Raw genomic sequence first — 26,212 nt, 5'->3', positions numbered from 1 at the left:
ATATTTAATGGTTGATAATAAAATTCTAAAACATCATTATTTTACAAACGTTTTTTAAAGTTAAAAAGCAGCACAATTACATTGTGCTGCTTTTATCCAACTTAAAAAAACTATCACTAAACTAATTCTAAACTATTTTTAATACCCTGGATTTTGGTCTGCCACTGTAACGTTTGGATTTGTTGCAATTTCCTTATCTGGTATTGGCCAAAGCTCATGTTTACCAGCTTGAAAATTAGTGCCTGCTAACTCTGTAGCTGCGATGCCCCAACGAATCATATCATCAAAACGTACTTGCTCTCCACTTAACTCTACTTTACGCTCGTGCACAATAGCATCGAACACAGCCGGTTTAGAAAGCGAAGTAGATAAAGGATCTAAATCTGCACGTGCTCTAACTTCATTAATATACCCAACAGCAGTTGCTTGAGAACCGCCCGGTCTTTCATTTTCACATTCGGCCATCATTAATAGCACATCTGAGTAACGAATTACTTTCGGGTTAATTCCAGATTCCTGCACCTCACTAACTTGCTTATAATAATTTTGATATTTTTTCCAAGCAATAGGGCGAATATCTCCACTATTTTCAGCAAAATCTCCTTCTACAAAAGTATTAGCGCCATTGTTGTATGTATCACCAACAAAGTAAAAACTACCTTCAATTCTGTTATCTCCAGTTTCAAATTCGGCAACTAAATCATCTGATGGATATACGTTAAACCAATCTAACACACCATAATCTTGACCTCTATAAGTCGCATGATTTTTACCAAAACCAGCAACAAGACTAGACCATTTGTCTCCTGTTCCTAAAGATAAATCGTATTGAATTTCCCAAACAGACTCTATACCATTTTCTGTTTCTTCTTTAAAATTATCGAAATAATCAGGTTCTAAATCGTATCCAGACATTTTCTTGAAAGAGTTTAAAGCAAGTTCATATTCTTTTTGATATAATAATGCTTTTCCTAAAAATGCTTGCGCAGCTCCTTTTGTAGCACGACCAGTTTCTTCTTGAGATTTTGGTAATAAGTTTGCTGATGCAAAAGTTAAATCTTCAATAATTTGATTCATTACATCAGCTTTTGGACTCAATGGTTTTCCTTCCGGCTGTGTAAAATCTCCATTTCTTAAAGGCACATTACCAAATCTATTTACTAATAACCAGTAATATTGCGCTCTTAAAAACTTAGCTTCTGCCATAAATTTAGCCTTAGTAGCAGTCGATAATTCGTTTTCCGGAATCTTATTTATAGTAGCTTCATTACCTATAACAAAATTTGCTTTGTTTATACCTCTAAAACAACTGTCCCAATATTCTGCAATTTGTCCATTAGTGGAATCGAACGAGAAATCGTAAAATGTAATTTTATCGGCTTCTTGTTGTCCGTTAGGAGATTGCTCATGAGACATATTATCCATCATATACCAAATCAATCTACCGTATAATGAAATGGTTTGTAAATTAGCATAAGCTGCATTTACCGCAGATTCTACTTGGGTTTCTGTAGCAAAAAACGTTTCTGGAGACAACTGATTAGGATTAGCTAATTCAAACTCGCTCTCTGAACAAGAATTCACTACAAATATCCCAAACAACGCTGTAAGTATTAATTTATATGTTTTCATAATTTATTTCTTTTTTATTAAAATGATACTTGAAGTCCTAAAATAACAGATTTAGGTTGTGGATAAAGTCCACGGTCTATTCCAAATTCTTGATTTCCTTGTCCTATTTCTGGATCTAAGCCGCTGTAATCTGTTAATGTTATTAAGTTTTGCGCACTTACATATAATCTCAATTTTGAAAAATAATTTTCGAATACACCGTCGGTAAACGTATAACCTAAACTAATGTTCTTTAACCTTGTAAACGATCCGTCTTCAATATATCGATCTGAAACACTATGGTTTTGTGGAGCTCCTGGCACTCTTGGTTGGGTTGTTGATGGATTAGTTGGCGTCCAACTATCTAGTAATACTTTACTACCATTAAATAACCTATTGGCCCCAGCTTCTAAATCGTATTTATTAGTGTTATAAATATCTACACCTTCTATACCTGTAATGTATAGAGTTAAATCTAAGTTTTTATAATTAGCACTTAAGTTTAACCCGTAAGTAAAGTCTGGATAAGGGTTTGCTAAAATATCACGATCTTCTGATGTTATGTCTCCATCTCCATTTAAATCTTTATATCTAACATCTCCAGGCTGTACTGTAGTTTGCCCTGGGTTTGATGTAAACACCGCTGCCACCTCTTCTTGAGTTTGGTAAATACCATCGCTTACCAAACCATAAAAATGAAATAAAGATTCGCCAACCGTGGTTCTAGAGATATTTCCTTTTCCATCTTTCATGGCAGCACCTTCAAAAGCATCGAGGCTTCCTAAACTTAAAACTTCGTTTCCACTAGTTCCTACATTTAAATTCGCCGACCAAGTAAAATCACCTTCATAATCATTAAACCCTAAGGCTAATTCTAAACCACTAGTTTCTACAGAACCAACATTTGCTGTAATATTACCTGCATTAATACCATTTGATAATGGCGCTGGTAGGCTTAATAATAAATCGTCACTTTGATTTCTATAATACTCTAAACTTGCAGTAAACTGCCCATTATTTAAACCAAAATCTAAACCAACATTAAACATGGTAGTTTCCTCCCATTTTAAATCCGGATTTGCGCCACCATTTGCAGTTACACCTGCTCCATTACCATCGCCTAATGGGTACTCAAAATTCCCCGTTAACGTGGCACTGTATAAATAGTCTCCAATATTATCGTTACCAACAATACCGTAACTAGCTCTAAGTTTTAAATTACTAACATTAGAATCGTTTAAAAAGTTTTCTTTAGCAATGTTCCAACCTAAAGAAGCCGAAGGGAATGTACCCCAACGATTGTTTGCTCCAAACCTTGAAGAAGCATCTCTTCTAATAGAAGCCGATAAAATATATTTATCTTCAAAGTTATAGTTAACTCTTCCTAAATAACCTAATCTATTGGTTTCGCTCGACCCACTGCCAATAGCTTGATTTGTAGCGCCAAATTGAACCAACTCATTTGTAATTAAGTTTCTTGCACTTCCACCAAAATTAGTACTCTTGTTTTCTGTTTTTTCGGCAAGCGCTAATAATTCTAAATTATGTTTTTCGGCAATTGTAGTACTATAACTTAAACTGTTGGTAAAAATTAAAGTTTGTCCTTGAGTATGGCTTCTACCGTAATCTGCATAATTTTGAGCATGCGTTGTACTACCCTCTACACTATCATCACTAAATGATGGTGTAAATGTGTTACCATCAAAGGTAAAATAATCTAAACCTACTTGTGTTTTGTAATTTAAACCTTCAATAACCTCTAAATCGGCATATAAGTTACCGATAACGCTTAACGTTTTGTTAATGCTTGTAGGGTGTGTTTGAATACGTACTGGGTTTTCAGCATCTTGTCCATCTGCAGATGAAGAAGGCCCTTGAAAACCACCATCGTTATTAGAATTATAAACAGGTAAATACGGAGCCGCTTTAATAGCATGAGTAATTAAAGAACGTCCACCACCAGATAACTCTGGGTTTTGTTTTCCAAAAGAAAGCGCCATAGATTCACCAACTTTTAACTTCCCGATGTTAACAGAGCTGTTTGCCCTAAAAGAATAACGCTCAAAGCCTGTATTAACAATAATACCTTCCTGTTTTAAATATTCAGCAGAAAAATATTGAGAACTTTTATCGGTTCCCGCAGAATAGTTTAAACTATGATTTTGCATCATTCCTGTTCTAAATATCTCATCTTGATAATTTGTATTTATTTTATACGTAGATAATGGTCTGTTCGGGAATACTCCTAAATTACCTGCATGTTGTAAATACTCAATGGTGTTCATTGTGTTGTAGCGTTTTGTATTTTGCTGAAAACCGGTATAGGTATTGAATGATAATTGACTTTTACCACTTTTTCCTTTTTTAGTGGTTACCAGCACTACACCGTTAGAACCACGTGCCCCATAAATAGCAGTAGTAGATGCATCTTTTAAAATAGAGACGTTCTCGATATCACTTGGGCTTATTCCTGATAAATTACCAACAATAACACCATCTATTACATACAATGGTGAGTTGTTACCAAAAGTACCAAGACCTCTTATTAAAACTACTGGGCTAGAACCCGGTACACCACCATTTACAACGGTAACTCCTGGTGCACGACCCTGAAGCGCAGATTCTGCATTAGTTACTGGTAACGACGACATTTCTTCAGCATCTACTGTAGAAACTGCTCCTGTTACCGTTGCTCTACTCTGTTTTCCGTAACCAACTACAACAATAGCAGCTAGTGCTTCTACGGATTCTTCTAAGGTGATTTTCAATATATTTTGAGTACCTACGGTAAGCGTTTTAGTAGACATACCAATGTAACTTACAGTAATTTGGTCGCCTACATTTACGTTTTTCAAAGAAAAATTACCATCGAAATCTGTAGAGGCTCCATTTGTGGTACCTGCAACAATTAAAGACACACCTGGTAAAGGCATACCTCCAATATCCGAAACTGTACCGCTTATGGTTTTTACTTGTGAAAAGGCATTTTGCATACAGAACATAGCAAGCAACATACCAAAAAGTTTAAACTTCATCATATTAAATAGTTTAAGTTAATTAATTAGTTATTTATTTAGTTTGTTAATAATACTCTTTTTGTTAAAACAGATGTAGAAATCGCATCGGCAACACCTTTAAAATCAGACTGTTTACCTCCTACACTTAGCAATATATTCCCTGGTTCTAATATTTTTTTTCCTTCAGAATTAACCCAAGCATACTGTTCAGCATCTAATTTATAATTTAATGTTTTCGTCTCTCCGGCGGCTAGATGCACTCTATCGAAACTAACCAAAGTTCTAATGGCATTTTGCTCTTGTTTATCTAAATGAGATAAATAAATTTGAACCACATCATCGCCTACAACTTTACTTATATTTTTTATTTCGATTGAAATATCAATAGCATCTTTAAGCGTTACTTGTTCTTCTATTTTTAAGTTGGAATATTCGAAATTTGAATAACTTAGTCCGTGACCAAAAGGAAATAAAGGATCTCCTCTAAAATATTTATACGTTCTATTCTCCATGCTATAATCTTTAAAATCTGGTAAATCTGTTACCGATTTATAAAAGGTTACTGGAAGTTTTCCTCCAGGATTATAATCACCAAATAACACATCGGCAATAGCTTTTCCTCCAAATTCACCTGGATACCAAGCCTCTAAAATTGCAGGAACATTTTCGGCTGCCCAATTTACAGCAAGAGCACTTCCATTCATTAAAACAACAATGGTTGGTTTACCGGTAGCGTACACCTTTTTCATTAATTCAATTTGGTTTTTAGGTAATGAAATTTCAGAGCGATCTCCTTTATCAAACCCCTCCAATTCCACTTCCATTTCTTCGCCTTCAATTTCTGGTGAAAGCCCTAAAAATAAGATGGCAACATCGGCTTTATTTACCGCCTCTATAGCCGGAGTGATTAAATCTTTATCTAATTTAGCCCATAGTAAATGTGCTTGCGGATCGGACAATACGTTATTATACTCTATTTTAATATTATATGCTTTTCCTTTTTCTAGAACCGTATCGAAATATTTTGTTTTTGGCTCGTATTCTGAACTAAACTCGAAGTATAGCGAATCGTTTACAAACAATTTAGCAAAACTACTTGCCTTTAAACCTATTCTGTAAGCACCACTTTGGGTTGGTATTAATGCTCCTGTCCATCGGACTGAAAAATTATCTGATTTCAAATCTTTAATGGGTCGTTTTGGAGTCCAAACAAAATTGATAATGCTATCTACTCTGGTAAACTCAGGTATTCCTTTAAATATATTGTTACTATAATATTCTCCTTTTAAACCTGCTCCGCCTTCGCTTTTTAGTTCCGAATTAGGAATAGGTGTTAAAGTGGACCATCCCGTAGCAATATCACTACCCAAAGCATAATGTACTTCAGTATTAGGTAATTTTGCTTTTATAGCTTTTAAAGGAGTAATAAACTGGTTTGGTGTACCGTGATAATTACCTAATAGAGCTTGTGTAGCATTTGCATTAGGACCAATTATAGCAATGGATTTTAAGTCTTTACTTAGTGGTAATGTTTCATTTTCATTTTTAAGTAACACCATAGATTCCTTAGCTACTTTTTCCGATAATGCAAAATGTGCATCGCTAGCTACAACATCATAAGAAATGTTTGCCCATTTTACATGTTCCGGCACATCAAACATACCTAATTTAAAACGTGCCAAAAACAGTTTTTTTACAGCAACATCAATAGCTACCTCATTTACAAGTTCTTTTAAAACAGCATCGCTAAGACTAGGATCGTAAACATTTCCGCAATTTAAATCTGTGCCGTTATTTAAAGCCATAGCTGCCGCTTCTGCTGGTGTTTCTACAACACCGTGATGTTCTGCTTGCCAAAAATCGTTTATCGCCCAACAATCGGATACTACATAACCGTTGAAACCCCAGTCGTCGCGAAGAATTTTTTGTAGTAACATATCGCTCCCACAACATGGTACATCTCTATATCTATTATACGCACACATTACGGAATAGACATTCGCTTCCTTAACGGCTGCTCTAAACGCTGGTAAATAAGTTTCGTATAAATCTTTATTATTTGTTTGGTAATTATCTTGATGTCTCGATTTCTCCGGACCGCTGTGTACAGCAAAATGCTTAGCTGTAGCAACTACTTTCAAATATTTATCATCATCGCCTTGTAAGGCATTAATATAATTAACACCAATTTTACTGGTTAAAAACGGATCTTCACCATAAGTTTCTTGACCTCTACCCCAACGCGGATCTCTAAAAATGTTGATATTAGGTGTCCAAAATGTTAAACCCTGTCCCATACGTCTTTTATCCTCTTGTATAAACTGGTGATGTTTAGCTCTGGCTTCATCTGAAACTGCTGTTCCCATTTCAAATATTAAATCAGGGTTCCATGTCGCTCCCATGCCTATAGCTTGAGGAAAAACGGTTGCTTCTCCTGCTCTAGCCACACCATGTAAACACTCGTTCCACCAATTGTACTCAGGAATACCTAACCTCTCTATTGCAGGAGCATCATATCTTAATTGAGATATTTTTTCTTTTAAAGTTAAACGCGATACTAAATCGTTAACACGTGATTCTGTAGAAAGCGATTCATCTTGAAATTGAAAAGCAACCTCTTTTTTATTGGAGTTGCATGAATTCAAGACGCATGTAAATACTACAACAAAAACGATGTTATAAAATTTAACGTTCAATATGTTAAGTTTAGCTGGTAGCATATACTATTTGCGTTTAAAAAAAACTGAATATCATAACCAAAATGAAAAGCATAAAACAAACCAACATAATTTCTGCTAAAAGTTTTAATAGGGTTTTGCGGTGTTTCATTTTGAAATTCAATAATTACGAAATCAAATATACTTGACGAATTGCTTTTTTGATAGAACGCATTAAGCAAACAATGAGAATTTTGTTGCGATTACCCCCATAAACCCATGTTTTACAACATTTGACACAAAAGATGCAACATCTATTACAAAACAGCCTTGATGTTAAAATATTGATATACTTAAAATAAGGTAGCTAGAAATATTAAGATTGAATACGTTTAACATAGATTGTAGTGCATAAAAAAACACATAAAAACTATGCTTTTACAAGCCGCTTTTATGTGTTTCTCTTCTTTAATTTAAAATTGCATTCTTATTTACACCTCATCATCTTTTACCTTAACCTCGGTAGGTAGAATTCCAAAGTGTGCTTTAAAACATTTTGTAAAATATGAAGGTGAAGAAAACCCAACTTTATAGCATACCTCACTAATATTAGAATTTCCGGTTTCAAGAATTTGTTTAGCCTTCTGTATACGTATTTTTCTTAAAAACTCATTTACCGTTTGGCCTGTAAGCGATTTTATTTTACGATAGAGCTGACTCCTACTTAAATTTAATTGCGATGCCAAAACCTCAACACTTAAATCGGAATCACTCATGTTTTCACTTATGTAGCTCAGTACTTTTTGTATAAACTCTTTATCAATAGATGTAGTTCCGGCTTGCTCCTTACCACTAATATCTCCAAAATATTTATCGAATATTAACTTTCTACTCGTTATTAATTGCGCTAAACGTAATTTTAGTAAACGCATATCAAACGGTTTTACCATATACGCATCGGCACCAAAACCAATACCTTCCATACGGTCGTCTATTCTGGTTTTAGCCGTTAGCATTAATAATGGAATATGACTCGTTTTTATATCGGTTTTTATTTGTTTGCAAAACTCAAACCCATCCATTTCTGGCATAATTACATCGGTTAATATAATATCTGGCATAGATTCTTTTGCAATTTTTAAACCTTCCTTTCCATTTTTTGCAACTAATATTTTATAATGATTCTTTAATTCACTTTTTAAATATTTTCTAAGTTCTACACTATCTTCGACAATAAGTAATGTGCTCGACTTATTTTCGTTTACTAACTCTTCATCTCTTTCAACAGATTCTACAGAAGAATTTAAAATGAATTTTTCCTGTTTTGTACTTTCTGAAACTACCTGAGGTGCAAGTTCTTCTTTTGTAAAATGTGTATTCCCAGCAGGAAGTAGAATTCTGAATGTGGTACCCTTACCGACTTCACTTTCCACTTCAACTTTACCTTTATGCAGTTTAATAAAACTTTGCACAACCTCTAAACCTATACCTGTACTTCCGTAATACCCTTTGTTAAGGTTTTCAATTTGATAAAAACGTTCAAAAATTTTATTTATTTGATCTTTTTCTAATCCCGGACCTGTATCCGATATTCTAATTTCTAATGCCTTACGTGGTTCTTTTTCATCTATTAAAGGGAATAAAACCAAATCGTCTGTAGATAAAATATCTGCATTAATAGCACCACCATCTGGCGTAACTTTTATAGCGTTAGACAGGATATTAAAAATAATTTTCTCTAACATACTCGCATCTGCCCAAATTGGTAAATCGGGCACATCGGAATCCATAGAAAGATAAATATTTCGGTTAGATGCTTCTTCTTTAAAAAAAGCAACCACATCTTTTGTTAAACTCACCAGGTTAAATTCTGAAGCTCTAATATTAACTTTATCGAGTTCTAACTTTCTAAAATCCATAAGCTCGTTAATCATTCTATAAAGCCTATCGGTATTTCGGTAAATAACATCTAGTTTATCTTTAACCGTAAAAGGAAGGCTTAATCCTGTATCTCTTAAAATATCTTGTAACGGATTAATTATTAAAGTTAGTGGTGTTCTAAACTCGTGAGAAATATTAGTGAAAAATTGAATTTTCTTCTCATTTAATTGATCTTCTTGCGCACGCTGAACACGCTCATTTTTGATAGCCTCCTTCTCTTTTATTCTACTTTGGGTCATTCTATTTAAAAGGTATACTCCCATAAAAAACAAGGCAATATAACACACCATGGCAACATTTGTTTTCCACCAAGGTGGTAACATGGTTATTTTAAGTGTTAGCGGCGTTTCGTTCCAAACGCCATCATTATTAGCAGCTTTCAGCTTAAAGGTATACTCGCCATAATCTAGGTTTGTGTAGGTAGCACTTTGCAAATCGCCTACATAATTCCAAGATTCCTCGAAGCCTTCTAAATAATAAGCATATTGATTTTTTTCTGGTCTTGTGTAATTAATTCCGGTATATTCTATAGTAAATACCGTTTGTTCATAATTAAATTCTAAACTTTCAGTTTCGGTAATAACCATATCAAGCGGGCTATTTTCCTGATTAGGAACCACATCTTTATTGAAAATTTTTAATCCTGTTAAAAATAAAGAAGGTACGCTTGAGTTTACCTCTAGTTTTTCTGGATTGAAATAATCTATGCCTTTGTAATTACCAAAATAAAGAACACCATCTTCATCTTTTAAAGTGGCGTTGAAATTAAAATCGTCGGACAATAAGCCATCGTTAGACGAGTAGCTTGTTACTTCATTCGTTTCAATATTTAGTTTTGAAATACCAGAATTACCCGTTACCCAAATATCGCCAGCATTATCTTCAATAATACCAGTTATATTTTCTTCTTGCAAGCCTATGATTTTATTATACCATTTAAATTCATTGGTTTGCTTGTTGTATCTGCAGAGTCCTGCGCCACGTGTGCCGATCCAAATATATTGATTAGAACATTGATATAATGATAAAATATGATTTGCACTTTTTTGATTATTTGGCGCCTGCGACATCTGTTTTTCTAGAGAAGCAAGTTCCAATTCATCGTTTTCACTTTTTGTTATTTTGAAAAGTCCTGCAGTAGTACCAAACCAAATGGTATTATCTTTATCGACCAAAATTTTTCTAACATCGGTAGTTGAAATGCTTTCAAATGGACCAGAATTATAATTTTCAAGCACACCTGTTTCTGGGTTATAAGCGTATATACCAGTGTAAAACGACCCTATCCAAATAATCCCATCTTGATCTTCTGTAATAGATAATATAGCATTAGAAATTAAACTGCCTTGAGAGTTTTTTACATTAATATTTTCAAACTTATTTTGGTTTTTTTTAAGTATATAAAAACCATTATCCCAGCTTCCTGCCCAAACATTTTCTTTACTATCAATAAAAATAGTTTGAATATAATTACTAGTTAACCCCGAATAATGCTCGGTATTAGAAAGATTTATATGATTAAATTTTGAGTTTTTAACATCAATTACATCAATGCCTCCACCATCCATGGAAACCCATAATTTATCATCCCTATCTTTAACTATACCTGTTACAGAACCTGTTTGTAAAGAATTTACATTGCTCGTTAAACTTTCTATATTACCAAATTTATCAAAAAGTTTATCGCTTACAGCAACACCGCTGTTATAATATCCAAGCCATATACGCTCTTCTTTATCAAGAAATAAAGACCAAATAGAGTTTGAAAGAATGCTATTTTCATCTCTTTTATGATACAAGTATCGTTTTATAAGTTCTCCATTAGAATTAATATGAAAAAGTCCATCATTCTCAGAGCCAATTAATATTGAATTATCTGGCAACTGAATCATTGCAAGTATGCGCTTATTACTTATTTCAAAATTTGAATATTCAGTAATGGTATCGTCTTCTAATTGATACTTAACAACACCGTTTCCGTAAGTTCCCGCCCATAAATTATTATTAGTACTCCATTTTAATGTTTGTATAGGTAGGTCAAAATTTGCGCTGCTATTATTATGTGGTTTTCTAGTTTTATTATTAGAATAATCTAATACACGAAGCCCTACACTTGTTCCTAAAAACACTGTTTTATTACAAATTTCTATAGCATTTATAGCAGGATATCTATCTGTATCAATCACCCTTACTACTTCTCGGGTTTTTAAATTCATGAGAAACAAACCTAAACCTCTTGTTCCTATTAAAAGATTGCCATGATGATCTTCTTTAATACTTAATACTGAAATACCAATCTCATCGGTATTACCAACCGGTATTTTTTCAAACTGATCTAAATCTCTATTGTAGAGGTTTAGTCCATCTTCCGTCCCAACCCATAAACGATTGTTATTATCTAAATATGATGAAAAAACAAGATTGCTACATATTGATGTTGAATCTTCAACTTTAAATTTGTACGATGTATAATTAATACCATCAAATTTATATAAACCCGATCCGTTAGTACAAATCCACATAAACCCATGATGATCTTGGGTTATGGAATAAATACCTACTTTAGAAATACCTTCTCTTATATTAACAAAATTAAAATCTTGAGTAGGTGTTTGTCCCCAAAAATTTAGGGTTAACAGAAAGCTTAAAAATATTAAAAGATTAGTACATCTTTTTAGCTGCATATTATTACAATTTATTTAGGACTATAATTAACATCGGTTGTTAAAATAATTCGATCCATTTTTAAACCATCTTCGCGCATAGAGAACGATAAAATAGATTCTCCTTTTTCTAAATCTAAAAATATAGTTTTTGGCATTCCACAATGATTATCAGGCACACGCTGTGCTGACGACCAAGTCCATTTATTTTTACCATCGCACCATTGCATACGTGCTCCACTATCCGGCCATGTATTGTTTACACCAACATGAACGCCATTATCTTCAGTACCATTAGAGTAAACACTTACCCAAACATAGTAACGACCAGCTGTATTAATGTTTATTTTATATGAAATCAAACCACCAATACCAGGCACCGGAAAAAAGTTTTCATCTTCAATTAAAACATCGTCATGGGTAACACGAGTATCCGGAAAGGCCTCAATATATTTATTAGAGCTTGCGGTTTTACTTTGGTTTGTTTTCTCTTTAGCCGTTTTAATAATCCACGCTCTGTTTGTTCCGTTTTTTGAATTATAATGAAAATCTTCTGCCTCAATTTCTAACACCCCATCTTTTTCAGTAAAAGGAGTTTCAGATAACAACATATCGTTAGTTACCATGCCTTCGGGTGTTAAAACCAAACAACTCCATCGACCTCTAGACCAGGCTGTTTCATCATTTTCAGGTATTTTTTTATTTGTAACAGCCTTAGATGCTATTTGGATAATATCATTTTCAGAAATAAAAATCCTGCCTAAATCATGACGTGCTTCATTAAATGTTTTATCTGTTTCTGGGTTTGTTACCTCACTCATAACACTACCATTTTTTAAAATGAGGTATTCCGATTCCCCATCATTCTCTGCCATAGAAATAAACGTCAAGTTATACAATCCAGATAATCCGCTAAACCTAGTACTTGCATAAGCAAACTTAGAGCGTTGGTCTTTATTTGCTGCATTAATAGCAAACACACCATTAGCTTTGTCTTTGTAATAAACTGCGTTGTTATTAGCTACATCTATTTCAAAATCGGTTAAAGCACTTAAGGTTACTATTTCTTTTTTAGTTACCGAAGTTACTTTTGTTATCTTACTATCTAAGGTTAATAAAGCCACCCAATCTTTTTCTTTACTTGGAGGAAAACCAATGTCTACTTTTTGGCCACCTTGTATATCTTTAATAGTTCCGTTTTGTAAAGCTTCGCCTGTTCTTGGGTTATACCATTTTACTTGAAACGTGTTTTTAGAACCAAATAGATTGATTTTGGTTTCTGTCACTTCTGGTAAATAAACAGCATAGGTATCATCATTTTTAGCAAAAACAAAATCTTCCGGATTATCAGTTAAGCCATCGGCAGATTCCATTTCTGTAAAAGGTAAGTACTTCTGAAAAAACTCTAAAGCATATCTTGTTTGATTCCAAACGGCATCTCTAGAGCGCCAATCTTCGCATTTTAAATCGTTGTGATCAAATTTATACCCAAAATACCACTCTACACCTGCCCCACCAGCCATTAAATTTCCCCATAACACTTTGTGTCTAATATCATCATGATTAGGATCGTCCTTGTCTGGTTTTGCACCAGTATCAGCAGGGCCAATTTCATCTTGATTTACAACCCAATTTCTTCCATTTTTTTGAGATTCGTCTATCCATTTTTTTGTTATTTCATGAATTAAACCGGGTTCGTGCGTTTGCAACGAAGGCCCATCTAAAAATGGATAACCCAATAAAGGATTCAAAAATAAATCTTGATCTTTTGGTTGAGAGTGTGTATGTAGCACCACTAAACTCTGGTAAGGGTCTTGGCTTTTAAAATACTTAGCCATAGCCTTTCTATCGCTATCTGTTTGACCTTTCGGAGACCAATGTATAGGTCCATTTTCTTCTCCTAAATTCCATGTTATAGCTAAATGGTGAGAAAACCTTGCTATTAACTCCCTGTAGTACAGCTTTCTTTGCACACCCAGTTCGCCAATATCCATTAACAACTCGTTTTCTGTTTCTTGAGTTACAATATGTAGCATTAAACCTAACTTATCCATGTGATTGAAAACAATTTCCCATTGGTCTAGTTTACTACAATCAAAGCGGTAACGCTCATTCTCGTCTGTCCATGGCCAAACATCTTTTCCATCGCCTTGCACATTCATGGTTAAAAAATAAACCGAGTTCATGCCTTTTGATGCTAGATAATTTAATGCACCAATAATGTTTTTCCCTTTTCCGCCTTGCCACGTTGGATCTCCATTTTTCCAATCTTTAAAATGCGGTTGATATCTGTGTTTATCAGGTGTTTGGTCGAACTCGTAATATCCTAAAAAGTTTTCAGGACTATCCGTTCCTCCTTTTAAAAATGGTGTATTGGTTTCTGCATAGTGCAAATATCTATCGCCTGTATATTGCAATCGTCCTTTTGCTTCTTCATCTGGCTTAGTAATTTCGAAATCACCTTTTACACCATTAAAAGTCACTGGTTCTCCTGCTTCTTTATTATCATCTACAGCTATATTTTTTCCTTTTCTAAAAGACACTTCGTAAGTCCATACTCCAACTTCATCTGGAGTAAATCGAACTTGCCAAACCTTACCATCTTTCGCGCTTGTTTCGGCAGCATTACCATCTGCAGCATAAAAACCGGGAACTTTATAGGTCTTGTTTTTATGCTTAAAAAAAACATTAAGTCTGTAATTTAAAAAAGGGTTATCTTCTTGACTTTCACTAAAAGCATCACCTTTAAAACTTAAGGTTATTTTTTGCCACTTTTTAAAGGTTCCTTCTACTTTCACATCTTTATTTTGTGAAAAAGACAATTGGCTTATTAAAAAAAATAGCAGTGCAAAAATTCTCATTATATTTAGTTTTGGTTGGTTAATCCCATGTTGACTGTAAAAATTTCGGAGAATTAAATAAAATTCCCCGAAATCTCATTTACTTTTTATTTACTCTTTAAAAGTAAATATTATTTTTATTACATCCTATGCATTACCTTTTTTATAGTCTTCTAAAAATTTTGCCAAACCACTATCTGTTAACGGATGTTTTAATAAACCAGTGATTGATGATAAAGGTCCCGTCATAACATCAGAGCCTATTTTAGCACAATTAATAACATGCATGGTATTTCTTACTGATGCCGATAAAATTTGTGTTTCAAATCCGTAATTGTCATAAATTAACCTTATTTCGCTAATTAAGTTTAATCCATCTGTAGAAATATCATCTAAACGCCCTAAAAAAGGAGAGACATAGGTTGCTCCTGCTTTAGCAGCTAACAAGGCCTGCCCTGCCGAAAAAACTAAAGTGACATTAGTTCTAATTCCTTTATCCGAAAAATATTTGCAAGCTTTTACACCGTCCGCTATCATTGGTAATTTAACGACGATTTGAGGATGTAGAGCGGCTAAAGCCTCTCCTTCTTTTACCATGCCTTCAAAATCTGTTGAAATAACCTCTGCACTTACATCGCCCTCAACAATATCACATATTTTTTTGTAATGCGCTATAATGTTATCTGCTCCGGTAATACCTTCTTTAGCCATTAGCGATGGGTTTGTTGTTACTCCATCTAAAACTCCTAAAGCTTCTGCTTCTGCAATATCATTTAAATTTGCTGTATCTATAAAAAATTTCATACTTTTAATTTTATTCTGTTTTTAAATATTCTAATACTTGTTGGCTTACTTTTTCTCCTGTAAATCCAAATTTATCATCTAAGATTGTTGCTGGTGCAGAATATCCAAAATGATCCAATCCGAACACTTTACCTGCATCACCAACCAAACCTTCTAAGTTTACTGGTAAACCTGCAGTTAAGCCGAATAATGGTTTATTTTTAGGTATAACACTTTGTTGATATTCTTTAGATTGTAACCTAAACACTCCTTCAGAAATTACAGAAGCAATATTTACTCTCAATCCGTTTTCTGATTCTAAAATTTCTGCTGCAGCTACTAATGTTGCTACTTCAGATCCATTTGCAACTAAAACGACATCAGGATTCTCTACTTCTTTTACTAAATAGCCTCCTTTTTCTGCTGCTAAAGCCTCTTGATATCTTGAACTTCCTTTTGTTGGTAAATCTTTAATGCCTTGTCTTGATAAAATTAAACCTGTTGGTGTATTTTTATTTTCTAAAGCCATTTTCCAAGCCACACTTGTTTCTGCAGAATCTGCAGGACGCAAAGCCAAAAAACTCGGATTTCCACTATGGTTTTTTAATTTTTCCAACAATCTTATTTGTGCTTCTTGTTCTACTGGTTGATGTGTTGGTCCATCTTCTCCAACCCTAAATGCATCATGTGTCCACACGTATTTTACACCTAATTCTTGAATTCCGCTTAAACGAATCGCTGGTTTCATATAATCTGAAAACACAAAGAAAGTAGCTACAACAGGAATAATTCCTCCGTGTAATGCAATTCCGTTTGCGATACAAGACATGGTTAATTCTGCAACACCTGCTTGTAAAAATGATCCACTAAAATCTCCTTTTTTAAGCGCATGTGTTTTCTTTAAAAATCCGTCTGTTTTATCAGAATTTGATAAATCTGCAGAAGAAACAATCATGTTTTCTACATTTTCAGCCAAATACCCTAATACTCCAGAAGAAGCTGCTCTTGATGCTAAACCTGCTTTATGTTCGATTTTTTCAAAATCTAATTCTGGCAATTCTCCTGATAAAAAGAAATCTAATTTTGTCGCTAATTCAGGATTTGCTTCTCTCCAAATAGAAATATCTACTTTCTTACTTTTAGCTTCTTCAATTTTTCTTTCTAATAATTCTTTATAAAAAACACTTACATCTTCATAAATATCAAAAGGAGTTTCCGGATTTGCGCCTAAATTTAATAAGGTTTTTGCATAATCTGCTCCTGTTGCTCCAATAGGCTGACCGTGTAATTCACATTCACCTTCAAAAATTGAATCATCTGCAGAAACACATCCTTTACCCATGATGGTTTTACCAATAATTAAGGTTGGTTTTTCTGTTTCGGCATTTGCGTCTTTTAACGCTTTTCTTATTTCATCATGATTATGTCCATCAATAGTTACTACTTTCCAGCCCCAAGCTTCATACTTCATGGCTGTATCTTCAGAAGTCACTTCATCTGTTGATGTCGATAATTGAATATCATTAGAATCGTAGAACATAATAAAATTGTTTAACCCTAAATGACCTGCAATTCTTCCTGCTCCTTGAGATATTTCTTCTTGCACTCCACCATCAGAAATAAAACCATATACTTTATGATCCATCCAATTACCAAAACGAGCTTTTAAGAATTTAGCTGCAATTGCTGCACCAACTCCCATAGTATGCCCCTGACCTAAAGGTCCAGATGTGTTTTCGATACCTCTTGCAACATCAACTTCTGGATGCCCAGGAGTAATTGACCCCCATTGTCTAAAGTTAGCAACATCTTCCTTTTTATAATTTCCTAAAAGATAGTATTGCGCATACATTAAAGTTGATAAATGACCAGCATCCATAAAAAAACGATCTCTGAATGCCCAAGTCATATCTGACGGATCGAAATTAAAGAATTCTGAATATAGAATGTGCATAAAATCTGCACCTCCCATTGGTCCTCCAGGATGCCCAGAGTTTGCTTTTTCTACCATTGCAACCGCAAGAGCTCTAATATTGTCAGCTGATTGTTGGTCTATTTTTGTATTCATTTTTGTAAATTTTATTCTATTAAAAAAACCTTTCAGCAATTATATCTGAAAGGTCTTTTTGTATTTATATATGTTGATTGATGATGTTCTCAAACAATTCTTGCTTACCACTTTGCAATGTTAATTCTCCATTTTCTTGAGCAATGTTGTATAGGTCTTTTAATTCTAATTTCCCTGCTTCAAAATCCTTTCCTTTTCCTGCATCAAAAGAACTATATCTTTTTTCTCTTAAAGAATTATAAGAAGAAGAAGTCATAATTTTATCTGCAGTAATTAATGCTCTTGCAAAGGTATCTGCTCCACCAATATGTGCGTGAAAAACATCTTCCATATCTGTTGAATTTCTTCTGATTTTTGCATCAAAATTAACGCCACCTCCTTGTAAACCTCCTGCCTCTAAGAAAACTAACATTGCTTCTGTAACTTCTTGTATGTTGTTTGGAAACTGATCAGTATCCCAACCATTTTGGTAATCTCCTCTATTTGCATCTATACTTCCTAACATGCCTGCTTTGGCAGCAACAGCCATTTCGTGCTGCATGGTGTGTTGTGCTAAAGTTGCGTGGTTAACCTCAATATTCATTTTAAAATCTTTGTCTAAACCATATTCTTTTAAGAATCCGATTGCAGTTGCAGAATCAAAGTCATATTGATGTTTCATTGGCTCCATTGGTTTTGGCTCTATAAAGAACGTTCCTTTAAAACCTTGTGCTCTTGCATAATCTCTTGCCATGGTTAAAAATTGTCCCATGTGGTCTAATTCGCGTCCCATATCTGTGTTTAATAAAGACATGTAACCTTCTCTACCTCCCCAAAAAACATAATTCTCACCACCTAATTTAATGGTTGCATCTAAAGCCAATTTAACCTGACCTCCTGCTCTGGCAACTACATCAAAATCTGGATTTGTAGAAGCCCCGTTCATATAACGTGGATTTGAAAAACAGTTGGCTGTTCCCCATAATAATTTTACTCCACTTTCTGCTTGTTTCCCTTTTATGTAATCTGTAATGGTATTTAATCTTGCTTCAGATTCTGCAAAGGTTGCGCCTTCTTGAATTAAATCGTAATCGTGAAAACAGAAATAATCAAAACCTATTTTGTTAATAAATTCAAAAGCGGCATCTGCTTTGTCTTTTGCTGCTTGTACTGCGTCTGTAGATTTATCCCAACCAAAACTTTGTGTTCCTGGACCAAAAGGATCTCCACCTTGACCACAGAATGTATGCCAATAAGCGATTGAGAATTTAAACCATTCTTTCATCTTTTTACCTGCAACTACCTGTTCTGGGTTGTAGTATTTAAAAGCCATTGGATTGTCTGACTCTTTACCTTCGAATTGAATTTTGTTGATTCCTTTAAAATATTCTTTATTTGCCATCTTTAAATGTTGTTTAATTGTTTATTTGTGTAATTTTTTTATTGTGCTGTATTGCGTTAGGGATTGAAATGACATCCTTTTTGCTTTTTTGCAAAAAGATATAATGTAAAGCCCGACCTTTTTAGGGAACGCCCTAAATTTTATTATTTTATTTATTTTTTAAAACGAGTTCTAATTCTTCTTTCCAGTTGTTATAAGCCTCTAAATAAGGTTTTTGGTCTTTAAAAGGCATAAAAGTCATAACATGGTCATTGTCCATAATTACTTTTCCGAAAGCTTCGAAATCGCCTTTGTGTAAATTTGCTGCTCTTGCCGCACCAATAGCTCCGGTTGTATTATAGATTTCAATTTCTTGCTCTATTAAGGTTGCTACCGTGTTTGCAAATATTTCTGAACGGAATAAATTGTCGTTTCCTGCTCTAATAACGCTAGGCTTAATTCCGTCTGATTTCATGATTTCCATACCGTAAACAAATGAAAAAGCAATACCTTCTAAAGCGGCTCTACACATGTGCCCTTTGTGATGGTTATTTAGATTCATGTTTACAATTCGGGTACCAATTTCTTTGTTGTTTAACATGCGTTCTGCTCCGTTACCAAAAGGAATTAAGCAAACGCCATCTGAACCTACAGGAATTTCTGAGGCTAAAATATTCATCTCTTCATAAGAGTCTACAGCTAGATTATTTAATAGCCAACGGTACTGAATTCCGGCTCCGTTGATATTTAAAAGTTTCCCGATTATTGGATTGGATTTTGTATAATTTACGTGTGCAAAATTATTTACACGTGTGCTTTCTTTTCCTGATAAACTTTCTGTAACTGCATATACAACACCAGATGTACCACCTGTTGCAGCAACTTCGCCTGGATTAAATACATTTAATGACAATGCATTATTGGTTTGATCTCCTGCTCTGTAATAAATTGGAGTTCCAGCGGCAATACCACTTTCTTCTTCCCCTTTTTCATCAACTAAAGATTGGATTCCAAAGGTGTCTACGATATCCGGAACTAAAGATGCATCTATTCCGTAATATTCTAAAAGGAAATCTGCAACTGAATTATTTTTAAAGTCCCAAAATATACCTTCTGACAAACCAGAAATTGTTGTATTCATTTTGTTCGAAAATCTATAAGCTACATAATCTCCTGGCAACATAAATTTATGAATCTTGCTGTAGATATCTGGTTCATTTTCTTTAACCCATTTTAATTTTGATGCTGTAAAGTTGGCCGGGGAGTTTAGTAAATGTGCCGCACATTTTTCTTCTCCAATTTCAGCAAATGCGTTGTGACCAATTTCTACAGCTCTACTGTCGCACCAAATAATACTTTTACGAAGTGGAATTCCTTGTTTATCCAGTAAAACCAAACCGTGCATTTGATACGAAACACCAATCCCTTTAATTTGAGTTCTACTTATATTATATTCTTTTTTTAACTTAGTAATTGCGTTGCAAATATGCAGCCACCAATCGTTTGGTTTTTGTTCTGCCCAGCCATTTTTTTGAGCAAACATGCCCATTTCCTCCTTGGGTTCTTGAACAACACCCAAGCTTTTTCCTGATTCTATTTCTACAAGTGCTGCTTTGATTGAAGAACTTCCGATGTCTATTCCTAAGTAATACAATTGAAATGAATTTTAAATTAATATCTAACAAAAATATATTTAACCCTAAATCGGGTTTGTAACAAATCAAGCATCTTATATAACAAATGGTGCTATATCTAGTTTTTTTTAACAAACACTACTTTTGTTTTAATAATTATTCGTGCTAAAATGCATACTTTTAGCATCCGTTTGCTTTTAAAACATATTGTATTTTGTTTTAACAGATAATATTAAATAGCTAATGAAACCTTTATTTAACTTCTTATTTATTATCCTTTTAATTGGATTAACTGGTTGTAAAAATGAATCTGCAGGTAATACACACAAATTTACCAACGCTTTAATAAAAGAAACAAGTCCTTATCTTTTACAACACGCCCATAATCCAGTAAATTGGAACGCATGGAATTCTAAAACGCTTAAACAAGCTAAAGAACAAAACAAACTTATTATTGTTTCAGTTGGTTACTCTTCTTGCCATTGGTGCCATGTTATGGAAGCGGAAAGTTTTGAAAACGACTCTATTGCAAAAATGATGAACACTCATTTTATTAATATAAAAGTAGACCGTGAAGAACGACCAGATATAGATCAAATTTATATGAGTGCCTTACAACTCATGACGGGCAGCGGTGGCTGGCCACTAAACACCATTTGTTTACCAGATGGGCGACCTGTTTTTGCAGGCACTTACTTTACGAAGGACGAGTGGATGCAAGTTTTAAATAAGCTTTCGAGCATGTATAAAGACAATCCCGAAGACATGATACGCTTTGCGGAAAAACTAGAGGTAGGCATGAAAGATGTAGACTTAATTAAAGTAAATAAAGAATTTACAGCTTTTAATCTAGACGAGATGGATAAAACTATAAGCCATTGGAAGACAATATTAGATTTTAAAAATGGAGGCGAAATGTATGCGGAAAAATTCCCTAAAGCTAATAGCTTAAATGTCTTGATGAGATATAGCTTTCATACCAATGATAAAGGACTAAATCAATATGTCAATAATACTTTAACGAAGATGGCTTATGGAGGGCTTTATGACCAGGTTGGAGGTGGTTTTTCTAGATATACTATAGATAAAAACTGGCACATCCCTCATTTTGAAAAAATGCTTTATGATAACGCCCAACTGGTAAGTCTATATTCTAATGCTTATCTTAATACTCAAAATGAAGCGTATAAGCAAGTAGTTTCTCAAAGCCTAAATTTTGTGGAGCGTGAATTAATGCATGAGAACGGCGCATTTTATTCGTCATTAAATGCCGATAGCAAAAATGAAGATGAAAAAACGGAAGAAGGCTATTATTACGCATGGACTAAAGCAGAACTTAAAGAGTTAATAATAAATAAGTACAGCTTATTTGAAACATACTACAATATTAACAGTGTAGGGCTTTGGGAAGATGATAAATATATTCTTTTTAGAAATCAATCAGACTCCCTGTTTGCCCAAAAAAACGACCTAACGATTCCTGAATTGAAAAAGAATATTGAGGATTGGAACAATACTTTAACTATTGCAAGAAACAAAAGAAACAAGCCTAAAGTCGATAAAAAAGCATTAACCTCATGGAATGCTTTAATGTTAAAAGCTTATGTTGATGCTTACCGTGTTTTTAACAATCCCCATTACTTAGAAGTTGCTCTCAAAAACGCACAATTTTTAAAAAAAGAGCAATTAAAAACTGATGGTAGTCTTTATAGAACGCATATTAGCGACAAAAGCATGATTAATGCGTATGCTGAAGACTATGCCTTTGTTATTGAAGCCTACATAGCCTTGTATCAAGTAACTTTTGATGAGCAATGGTTACAGACCGCCAAAGAATTAATGGATTATACTATTCATCATTTTTACAATAAAAACAGTGGCATGTTCTATTTTACATCGGATGAAGATGACTCTTTAATTGTGAGAAAAACAGATATCTATGACAATGCTAATCCATCGTCCAACTCCGTTTTAGCTAAAAACCTTTTTAAATTGAGTCATTTTTATGATGATTTAGAATATAAAAAAATGGCGCATCAAATGGTAAATAATATAAAACCTAAAATTTTAGAATCACCAGCAGCGTACCCCAATTGGATGGACTTAATGGCAAATTTTACTTTCAAACATTATGAATTCGTTATTACGGGTAAGAATGCCAAAAAAGATTTAAAAACACTAAACAGTTACTACCTTCCAAATATTTTGATAGCAGGCTCGCTTAAAGAAAGTAATATACCTCTGTTAAAAAACAGGTATAGTGATGAGAAAAGTTATAGTTTTGTTTGTGTAGACGGCGCATGTAAACTACCGGAAACAGATGTTAGAAAAGCTATAGATCAACTTAAAAAATAATATTTCTCAAAACATAGAAATATTTAATAGACCAACTTTAAAAGTTTACAACTTCCAAAAAATTTCGCTGGTTGATATAAAGCTCATAGATTCTCAAATTAAACGTAACACCTATAATATACTCAAATAAAAAAAGCCTTATCTAATAAAAGATAAGGCTTTTGTACTGAAGACGGGACTTGAACCCGTACGTCCTAATGGACATTGGATTTTAAGTCCAACGTGTCTACCAATTCCACCACTTCAGCATTGGAATATTTTTAAGGAAAAATCTCAGAGCGAAAGACGGGATTTGAACCCGCGACCCCCACCTTGGCAAGGTGATGCTCTACCCCTGAGCTACTTTCGCAGTCTTTTAATGAACGAGCAATATTGCTATTGCGGTTGCAAATTTAAGCCTTTTATTGGATTAGCAAAGCCTTTTTCAAAAAAAAATTAAAAAAATTTTTAAGCTTGCTTTTTCTTCACCAACATGCGCTTAATTTCATTCAGTTTCATAAGCGCTTCTACCGGTGTAAGTGTATCAATATCAATATCTAAAATTTCTTCTTTTATATTTTCAAGCAACGGGTCGTCTAAATTAAAAAAACTGAGTTGCATATCGTCTTGCATCGATTTTACTTTATTTGTGAGTTCTTCACTAGAATGCGATTTTTCTAATTTCTCTAAAATTTTGTTTGCGCGGTGTAAAACTTGTTGAGGCATCCCAGCCATTTTTGCCACATGTATACCAAAACTATGCGCACTACCACCTTCAACTAGCTTTCTTAAAAAAAGCACGTTGTCTTTTAATTCTTTTACAGAAACATTGAAGTTTTTAATGCGTCCAAAAGTTTCTGTCATTTCATTCAACTCATGGTAATGTGTTGCAAATAACGTTTTAGGTTTTGCCGGATGCTCGTGTAAGTATTCACTAATAGCCCAAGCAATAGAAATACCATCGTATGTACTTGTACCACGTCCAATTTCATCTAAAAGCACCAAACTACGTTCAGATATGTTGTTTAGAATAGATGCCGTTTCATTCATTTCTACCATAAAAGTAGATTCTCCCATAGAAATATTATCACTAGCACCTACTCTAGTAAATATTTTATCTACTAAACCAATTCTAGCCTCTTTTGCGGGTACAAAACTTCCCATTTGGGCCAAGAGTACAATAAGTGCTGTTTGACGTAAAATGGCCGACTTACCAGACATATTAGGTCCCGTAATCATGATTAGTTGTTGTGTGGTTCGATCTAAAAATACATCGTTAGCAATATAAGCATCACCAATAGGTAATTGTTTTTCTATTACAGGGTGACGGCCATCTTTAATTTCTAAATCGTGAGACTCATCTATTATAGGGTACACATAACTATTATCTTTTGCTAATTGTGCAAACCCACATAAACAATCTATTTGCCCAATTAGAAAAGCATTTTGTTGTACAGCCTTAATGTATTGGTTCATCCAACTTACCAATTCGGCAAATAGCTTTTGCTCGATAGCCTGTATTTTATCTTCGGCTCCTAAAATTTTGGCTTCATATTCTTTTAATTCTTCAGTAATATAACGTTCCGCATTTACTAAAGTTTGTTTTCTAATCCACTCCTCGGGCACTTTATCTTTATGCGTATTTCGCACTTCAATATAATAACCAAACACATTGTTGGATGCTATTTTAAGCGATGTAATTCCGGTACGCTCACTTTCGCGGGCTAACATTCCGTTTAAATAATCTTTCCCAGAGGTAGAAAGTGCTCGTAGCTCATCTAACTCTTTTGAAAAGCCTTCGGCAATGCTATTACCTTTTAATACATTTACTGGAGCCTCCTCGTTTATAGTTTCCTTTATTTTAGCACGAAGTACTTCGCAACTTTGTAAGGTATCACCAATAATTCTTAAAGATTCATTATCACAGTCTGTAGCCAATGTTTTTATAGGTACAATAGCTTCTAATGAGTTTTTAAGCTGAATAACTTCTCGCGGATTAACTTTAGTTGTAGCCACTTTTGAAATTAATCGCTCTAAATCTCCAATTCCTTTTATATGGTTTTGAATGGTTTGTAACGTAACATCTTTTGTGGTTAAAAACTTAACAACCTCATGACGTTGTTTTATTTTATCTACACTTTTTAATGGTAGCGCTAACCAACGTTTTAGTAAACGCCCACCCATTGGTGATGTAGTTTTATCTATAACATTTAAAAGGGTTACAGCATTGTTATTTGTAGAATTGTAAAGTTCTAAATTTCTAATAGTAAAACGATCCATCCACACATAATCGTCTTCTGCAATACGCGCAATAGATGTAATATGTTGTAATTTATTATGCTGTGTCTCGCCTAAATAGTGAAGTATAGAGCCCGATGCTATAATACCTTCGTGCAAATCTTCTATACCGAAACCTTTTAAGGTTTTGGTATCAAAATGCTTTATTAAGGTTTCGTAAGTATAATCGGTTTGGTAAACCCAATCTTCCAAATAAAAAGTATGAAAATCGTCGCCAAAAGTCTCATTAAATTTGCCGCGTTTTTGTTTTGATACTAAAACCTCGCTCGGACTAAAGTTTTGCAACAACTTATCGATATACTCAGCATTACCTTGTGAGGTTAAAAACTCACCTGTAGAAATATCTAAAAAGGAAATACCGATATATTTTTTATCGAAATAAACCGAACATAAAAAATTGTTCGATTTAGACACTAAAACCTCATCGTTTAAAGCTACACCAGGTGTTACAAGTTCTGTTACACCACGCTTTACAATATTTTTAGTTTGTTTAGGGTCCTCGAGTTGGTCGCAAATAGCCACACGCTCACCAGCTTTTACCAATTTAGGTAAATAGGTGTTTAATGAATGATGCGGAAAACCAGCTAATTCTATTTCGCTTTCGCTACCTGCACCACGTTTGGTTAAAATAATACCAAGAATACCTGCTGTTTTTACAGCATCGGAACCAAAGGTTTCGTAAAAATCGCCCACTCTAAACAACAACAAAGCATCAGGATATTTGGCCTTGATGGCGTTGTACTGTTTCATTAACGGTGTTACTTTTTTACTTTTTGTTGCCAATGGTTTTCTGTTTTAGTAAGTTTGCTAAAGTAACTATTATTCTATTTTTTTTGAAGCGGAAACCATAGAAGTTATTGGTATTTGTTCACAAAATATCGAAAAATTTTTTATTCATGCTAATCTGCAGAAATAAGTAAGCACATAACCGTGGCGCGTTAGGGATTGCAGTGAAAAGCCCACAACCTGACGAAGGAAGTGTGAGGACTTGTAACGTAAAGCCCGA

General features: G+C 34.0%; 11 protein-coding genes and 2 tRNA genes. 1 reads left to right on the top strand and 12 read right to left on the bottom strand.

Annotated elements, in window-relative coordinates:
• Window positions 1-138: 138 nt before the first annotated feature.
• From ACJJV4_RS13440 to ACJJV4_RS13400, 9 genes are all read right to left on the bottom strand, one after another.
• Window positions 139-1,632 (bottom strand): RagB/SusD family nutrient uptake outer membrane protein, encoded by a 1,494-nt coding sequence (locus ACJJV4_RS13440; protein ID WP_405295246.1) that lies wholly within the window; start codon window positions 1,630-1,632, stop codon window positions 139-141.
• Window positions 1,633-1,649: 17 nt separating this feature from the next.
• Window positions 1,650-4,649: a SusC/RagA family TonB-linked outer membrane protein gene (locus ACJJV4_RS13435; RefSeq protein ID WP_405295244.1), complete on the bottom strand. Its 3,000-nt coding sequence runs from the start codon at window positions 4,647-4,649 to the stop codon at window positions 1,650-1,652.
• 35 nt (window positions 4,650-4,684) lie between these two features.
• Window positions 4,685-7,324 (bottom strand): glycoside hydrolase family 3 C-terminal domain-containing protein, encoded by a 2,640-nt coding sequence (locus tag ACJJV4_RS13430; protein WP_405295242.1) that lies wholly within the window; start codon window positions 7,322-7,324, stop codon window positions 4,685-4,687.
• 452 nt (window positions 7,325-7,776) lie between these two features.
• Window positions 7,777-11,910, bottom strand: a complete 4,134-nt coding sequence (locus ACJJV4_RS13425) for a two-component regulator propeller domain-containing protein (protein ID WP_405295240.1) — start codon at window positions 11,908-11,910, stop codon at window positions 7,777-7,779.
• A gap of 11 nt (window positions 11,911-11,921) precedes the next feature.
• Window positions 11,922-14,750, bottom strand: coding sequence for a DUF5060 domain-containing protein (locus ACJJV4_RS13420; RefSeq protein ID WP_405295238.1), 2,829 nt, complete (start codon window positions 14,748-14,750; stop codon window positions 11,922-11,924).
• 126 nt (window positions 14,751-14,876) lie between these two features.
• The gene (gene fsa, locus ACJJV4_RS13415; RefSeq protein ID WP_405295236.1) at window positions 14,877-15,533 is read right to left on the bottom strand and encodes a fructose-6-phosphate aldolase; all 657 of its coding nucleotides are present in this window, start codon (window positions 15,531-15,533) and stop codon (window positions 14,877-14,879) included.
• A gap of 10 nt (window positions 15,534-15,543) precedes the next feature.
• A complete protein-coding gene (locus ACJJV4_RS13410; protein WP_405295234.1) occupies window positions 15,544-17,580 on the bottom strand; it encodes a transketolase family protein in 2,037 nt (678 codons plus the stop codon).
• 64 nt (window positions 17,581-17,644) lie between these two features.
• Window positions 17,645-18,961 carry a xylose isomerase gene (gene xylA / locus ACJJV4_RS13405; protein ID WP_405295232.1) on the bottom strand — a complete coding sequence of 439 codons (1,317 nt, stop codon included), beginning with the start codon at window positions 18,959-18,961 and terminating at the stop codon, window positions 17,645-17,647.
• 148 nt (window positions 18,962-19,109) lie between these two features.
• A complete protein-coding gene (locus ACJJV4_RS13400; RefSeq protein WP_405295230.1) occupies window positions 19,110-20,594 on the bottom strand; it encodes a xylulokinase in 1,485 nt (494 codons plus the stop codon).
• A 223-nt stretch (window positions 20,595-20,817) separates the two neighbouring features.
• Here ACJJV4_RS13400 and ACJJV4_RS13395 point away from each other — a divergent pair, with 223 nt between their 5' ends.
• Window positions 20,818-22,929 (top strand): thioredoxin domain-containing protein, encoded by a 2,112-nt coding sequence (locus ACJJV4_RS13395; RefSeq protein WP_405295228.1) that lies wholly within the window; start codon window positions 20,818-20,820, stop codon window positions 22,927-22,929.
• Between the two features lie 164 nt (window positions 22,930-23,093).
• Here the strand turns inward: ACJJV4_RS13395 and ACJJV4_RS13390 are convergent.
• The 3 genes from ACJJV4_RS13390 to mutS form a co-directional block, all read right to left on the bottom strand.
• Window positions 23,094-23,177: transfer RNA gene (locus ACJJV4_RS13390), tRNA-Leu, on the bottom strand.
• A gap of 29 nt (window positions 23,178-23,206) precedes the next feature.
• Window positions 23,207-23,278, bottom strand: a tRNA-Gly gene (locus ACJJV4_RS13385).
• A 98-nt stretch (window positions 23,279-23,376) separates the two neighbouring features.
• Complete coding sequence (gene mutS / locus ACJJV4_RS13380; RefSeq protein WP_405295226.1) at window positions 23,377-25,989, bottom strand: DNA mismatch repair protein MutS; 2,613 nt, start codon at window positions 25,987-25,989, stop codon at window positions 23,377-23,379.
• Window positions 25,990-26,212: the final 223 nt, after the last annotated feature.

It is taken from the genome of Algibacter sp. Ld11 (genome assembly GCF_045066735.1).
In the GTDB taxonomy this organism is placed as follows: Bacteria; Bacteroidota; Bacteroidia; order Flavobacteriales; family Flavobacteriaceae; genus Algibacter.
This window is presented reverse-complemented; position numbering and strand designations above follow the sequence as displayed.

Excerpts from the sequence above, each read along its gene's own strand:
- ACJJV4_RS13440 (WP_405295246.1), bottom strand. The coding sequence starts at position 1,632 with ATGAAAACATATAAATTAATACTTACAGCGTTGTTTGGGATATTTGTA.
- ACJJV4_RS13435 (WP_405295244.1), bottom strand. The coding sequence starts at position 4,649 with ATGATGAAGTTTAAACTTTTTGGTATGTTGCTTGCTATGTTCTGTATG.
- ACJJV4_RS13425 (WP_405295240.1), bottom strand. The coding sequence starts at position 11,910 with ATGCAGCTAAAAAGATGTACTAATCTTTTAATATTTTTAAGCTTTCTG.
- ACJJV4_RS13420 (WP_405295238.1), bottom strand. The coding sequence starts at position 14,750 with ATGAGAATTTTTGCACTGCTATTTTTTTTAATAAGCCAATTGTCTTTT.
- fsa (WP_405295236.1), bottom strand. The coding sequence starts at position 15,533 with ATGAAATTTTTTATAGATACAGCAAATTTAAATGATATTGCAGAAGCA.
- ACJJV4_RS13410 (WP_405295234.1), bottom strand. The coding sequence starts at position 17,580 with ATGAATACAAAAATAGACCAACAATCAGCTGACAATATTAGAGCTCTT.
- xylA (WP_405295232.1), bottom strand. The coding sequence starts at position 18,961 with ATGGCAAATAAAGAATATTTTAAAGGAATCAACAAAATTCAATTCGAA.
- ACJJV4_RS13395 (WP_405295228.1), top strand. The coding sequence starts at position 20,818 with ATGAAACCTTTATTTAACTTCTTATTTATTATCCTTTTAATTGGATTA.